Consider the following 4,218-nt stretch of genomic DNA (forward strand, 5'->3'; position numbering starts at 1 on the left):
TGGTGGTGGGAGTATGTCAAACGCAAAAGAGGTATTAGATGATGAGTTATGATATGAGCGGTGTGGAGATTTTAGATGCATTATGTTTAGGCAATATTACTCTTGCTGAAAATTTATTAAAACAACACCCCCAACACAACTTATCCACTGTCAATAGAGATAAAAAAAATTGGCTTCACAAAGTCACGGATTCTATGAATCCTGATGAGCCACCACCTGTCACCATCAGCTATCTTATCAACCAAGGTATTCCTATCAACGCCCAAGATATTTATGGCATGACCCCACTACACTATGCCATGCGGTCAAAGAATGCTGATGCTGCTATCGCCTTACTGGAGGCGGGGGCTGACTCCAATATTCCTAATAAAGATGGATTGAGGCCTTTATCCATGGTTGGCTATACCAAAGATAGGTTGGATGTACTTGAACTGATGCTCAAAGAAGGTGGCAATGTTCATAACATGATGGGCGATGGCTCTAATAGAACCATTTTGGAAAGTTGGTTGCCAACAGAAAATGAAGAGCAATGGGTGTTTGATATCTATAATTTAATGAAAAAATATGCTCAAAATTTTTAGCATCTGATAACAACAACACCCTAAACACCGCTCGCCTTACCGCAGGTGCCATCGCCCTACTGTATGATTTTGATGTGGATGTGGCAGCGAGTGAAGCTGAGGAGGCGGTGGAGAATAATGCACTATATAAAGAACATATTGATACATATTTAAAATTAATTTACGAAAATAGAAGCACAAAAGAATTTGATGAATATACTTTCATCAAAGAAGTAATTATGCCAGCAATGGCAGGAAACAGTGAACAAACATACAAAGAGTTTGATAATTGTATCAGTAGCCCTCAAGCATCTTCTTGCCTACCTCGTATACAAAATAGACTAAAACAAACAAAATATAAAGCCCTCTTGAGGGAGGTTAGCATCATTCCAGAAGCGTATAATCAAGTATTGGCTTATGCCCAAAGAAATCATGATTTGGCATATTGTAATGAAAGTTCTGGAAATGGTTGTTTAAATCTTGCACAGTTTAAGAGAAACGTTGAAAGTGGAGTATTTTTTCCTGTAATTTCAGCAAGAGGGGTTAGAACACCGACACCTAAACCTGAAACAGCTAGCAAAACCAGTCGGAATACAGCTACCTGCACCACTGGCACAGTCTGCTTTACTGCAGGTACCTTGATTGAAACTGATAAAGGTCTGAAAGCCATTGAAACCTTCACAGGTGGTGAGCTGATTTGGACAAGAAATGACATTACCCTAGAATATGGCTATCGTCCTGTCATTGCCACCAAAGCAACGCCTGACCAACCCATTTTCCAAGTAACGGTCAAAAACCATCAAGGAGACATAGAAACCCTAGAAACCACAGCCGAACACCCATTTTGGATTAAAGACACAGGCTGGCTAAAAGCCTCCTTGCTAGAACAAGGAATGATACTGCTTGATAGAAACAATCAAGAAGTAGAAGTCCTAAGCCAATATTTACTACCAAACCACACCGACACCGTCTATAACATTGAAGCTCATAGCTGGGTTTAGCGACAGCGTAACCCAGTATTTTAAGCTAAGCCTAACGATCTCTATTGCAATCTTGCCGCCATCCCACAGGATGTCTACCCCATCACCGCCCTCTGCCTTGACTATGATTAACCAGTTCTTTAACGGCATTTTTGACTGTACCAGCTGGCAGTTTTTTAGCGTATTGCTCATACGCTTTCATGGTTTCTTTGTTCATCTTCTCAAGCTTGGCCTTGGATTGGATGGTTGGCGGTTTAGGCTTGTAAGGCTTGCCATCACGGTTGGATTTGTGTATTTTCCACTGTTTTTTGTTGCCTTTTGACTTAAAGCGGCTAACATTGCGGCTGGCAGTGGCTTCAATGCCTTGTTCGGCCAGCTTATTCACAAATGCAACACGGTAATTATGTAAGTCTTGTTTGCGTGGATTAAGCCGTGCGCCACGGTCATCGGTTGCACAAACAAGCACATGGCAGTGTGGCTTATCAGTGTCTAAATGCTGTGCCATAAAATACTTATGGCCAGCAAACTCTTCTTGTACCAAGTTGCGCACAGCATCTTTAAGCCCTTTTGGATCAGTGCCAGCTGGCATTGAGAATACAAAATGAAATGCTTCTCTTTTTGTGCCTGTTTCTTCTTTGTCGTGAAAACCAGCTGCTTCCCATGACTTTATCAAGTTTTTTTGCTCTTCACCCAAGTATTTATTGCCTTGTTCGTCTTCAAGTTCAACTTGACCTTTTCGACCTGTATAGTTTAAATGTGCAGCAGCTTTGTCAGCACCTTTGCTTGAGCCGCTGATTTTGACTACTACCTGTGGCAACTTCTTAGCAGATTTACCTGACTTGCCAGCCCCACCTTTGGCTGATTGAGCTGACCTTACCCCATTAATGATATTTTTAGCAGCCTGTGCTGATGCAACTGGCTTGCGTGATGTCGGTATGGTAATACCGCCACCACTGCCAGCTGACTTGGATGTGGTTTTTCGCTTGCCGTTAAACCATTCATCAGGGTCATCTAAAACCCTGCCTTTACCTGACTTTCGCATAATATACCTACATATAGTAATTTCATTTTGAAAATAATACTACATATAGGTTTCTACAGTTTTTCAGCCACGAAAAAAACCGCTATCAGATGATAGCGGCTGGCTAAAGTGTCCGATTCGGACGGTTAGATAATTTGATTTTTCAAATCAGCAATGATGCCATATAGTAAATGCTTGTTATCGTCAGTGATGACTTCCAATCCGTAGTCATGGATGGCAAGTACCATAGCAGCTTGTTCTTTGTTAAGTGTAACGCTGGCTTTAATTTCAGCGCCATCACTCAAAATATGATTGTAAGCATTAAGTGGGTCAGATGGCGGAATGAGTGAAGCTAGTAGTGCTTCAAGGTTCTTCTGTGACATCGTACTTTTCCTTTAAGGTCAGTAGGTTGATTTCAGCCGCTGGTATATATCTATACAGTGTTGGTGTTGGTACACCAACCGCTTCAGCGACCTGTGAATACGGCATACCAGTTTTTAGTAGCTCTAACGCTGCTGATTTCTTGGCTGGCGTTAATGCTTTTGGGCGACCGCTTTTTTTGCCACGCAATTTAGCGGCTGCAAGCCCAGCTTTGACACGCTCTTGGATTTGTTCCCTTTCCATCTGGGCGACTGCGCCAAGAATGGTAAAGTACATACGACCAGCTGGCGATGATGTATCGATGTTTTCAGTAAGACTGTGTAGCTCAATTTCATGATTTTTGAGATATTCGCTAACACGCAGTAATTCTGTCGTGTTGCGACACAGTCTATCAAGCTTCCATACGACTAGCATATCACCTTTGCGCACATATTCCAAAGCACTTTCCAAGCCTTCACGCTTGGCTTTGGATGAGCTGATTTTATCGGTGAAGATCTTTTCACAGCCAGCTTTGGTCAAAGCATCAATTTGTAAATCAAGGTTTTGTTCAATGGTGCTGACACGAGCATATCCGACTTTCATAGTATTGTAGTCTATTGCTTACAAAACCTTAATATTAACACATTCTCAAAAAATGTGTTCATCCATTTCTTTTAAGACTGCATGAACCTTGGCAGTGGCGATAGCATCAGCCAAGGCATCATGGGCGTTATCAAGCGTAACGCCAGTCAGCTTGCACGCATCAACCAGCTTCAACCAGCGGTCATTTTTCGTAAGTAGCATCATAGCTTCTTTCATCACGCAAAATGGCTTGAAATTAAATGTCATGCCATAGCTGGCGGATTGACGCAAGATGCGAGTATCAAAGTCAGCATTGTAGATACCGACTTGGCGACCATCCAGCAAACGCTTGATGTCATGTTCAATATCAACAAAATAAGGATATTCAAGCAAATCACCTTTGCTGATTTTATGGATTTTCTGCGCTTCAGGGTTAATATCAACTGTGGTCATCAGGCGAGTATCGACAATCACAGTCAAATCTTCGTCAATGATAGCGATTGATATTGCTTGGTCAGTATCACCAAGCCCTGTGGTTTCAGTATCCAAATACAGCATTTTTGACGCATTGGCTGGATTTGCCAAATACTCATTAATCTGCTGGCGGATTTGGTCAATGTGTGAGCGTCTTTGCATATAATAGCCTTTAAAAACCCTATTCACTTCTAATGATACCATTGCTGGATGCGTCAGATATTTATCCACCCCGCCGTAA

At 41.9% G+C, this 4,218-nt stretch carries 6 protein-coding genes; 2 read left to right on the forward strand and 4 right to left on the reverse strand.

The window, feature by feature from the left end; all coding sequences use genetic code 11:
* Nucleotides 1-41 precede the first annotated feature (41 nt).
* Nucleotides 42-581 (forward strand): ankyrin repeat domain-containing protein, encoded by a 540-nt coding sequence (locus tag B0181_RS11230; RefSeq protein ID WP_078277588.1) that lies wholly within the window; start codon nt 42-44, stop codon nt 579-581.
* A 74-nt stretch (nt 582-655) separates the two neighbouring features.
* Nucleotides 656-1,561: a polymorphic toxin-type HINT domain-containing protein gene (locus B0181_RS11235; RefSeq protein ID WP_078277583.1), complete on the forward strand. Its 906-nt coding sequence runs from the start codon at nt 656-658 to the stop codon at nt 1,559-1,561.
* An 82-nt stretch (nt 1,562-1,643) separates the two neighbouring features.
* Here the strand turns inward: B0181_RS11235 and B0181_RS11240 are convergent, their stop codons facing one another.
* The 4 genes from B0181_RS11240 to B0181_RS11255 form a co-directional block, all read right to left on the reverse strand.
* Nucleotides 1,644-2,582 carry a relaxase/mobilization nuclease domain-containing protein gene (locus B0181_RS11240; RefSeq protein WP_078277584.1) on the reverse strand — a complete coding sequence of 313 codons (939 nt, stop codon included), beginning with the start codon at nt 2,580-2,582 and terminating at the stop codon, nt 1,644-1,646.
* A 125-nt stretch (nt 2,583-2,707) separates the two neighbouring features.
* Nucleotides 2,708-2,944, reverse strand: a complete 237-nt coding sequence (locus B0181_RS11245) for a hypothetical protein (protein WP_078277585.1) — start codon at nt 2,942-2,944, stop codon at nt 2,708-2,710.
* Nucleotides 2,925-3,524: a recombinase family protein gene (locus B0181_RS11250; protein ID WP_078277586.1), complete on the reverse strand. Its 600-nt coding sequence runs from the start codon at nt 3,522-3,524 to the stop codon at nt 2,925-2,927. Before B0181_RS11250 ends, B0181_RS11245 begins: the two co-directional genes overlap by 20 nt.
* Before the next feature lie 45 nt (nt 3,525-3,569).
* Nucleotides 3,570-4,218, reverse strand: a 649-nt coding sequence (locus B0181_RS11255) for a 3'-5' exonuclease (protein ID WP_211276086.1), incomplete at its 5' end; no start/stop codon positions are given.

The sequence above is a fragment of the Moraxella caviae genome (genome assembly GCF_002014985.1).
GTDB classification, from domain to species: domain Bacteria; phylum Pseudomonadota; class Gammaproteobacteria; order Pseudomonadales; family Moraxellaceae; genus Moraxella; species Moraxella caviae.

What these genes read in the sequence shown, in the direction of transcription:
- B0181_RS11230 (WP_078277588.1), top strand. Translation starts at nt 42, where the DNA reads ATGAGTTATGATATGAGCGGTGTGGAGATTTTAGATGCATTATGTTTA.
- B0181_RS11240 (WP_078277584.1), bottom strand. Translation starts at nt 2,582, where the DNA reads ATGCGAAAGTCAGGTAAAGGCAGGGTTTTAGATGACCCTGATGAATGG.
- B0181_RS11245 (WP_078277585.1), bottom strand. Translation starts at nt 2,944, where the DNA reads ATGTCACAGAAGAACCTTGAAGCACTACTAGCTTCACTCATTCCGCCA.
- B0181_RS11250 (WP_078277586.1), bottom strand. Translation starts at nt 3,524, where the DNA reads ATGAAAGTCGGATATGCTCGTGTCAGCACCATTGAACAAAACCTTGAT.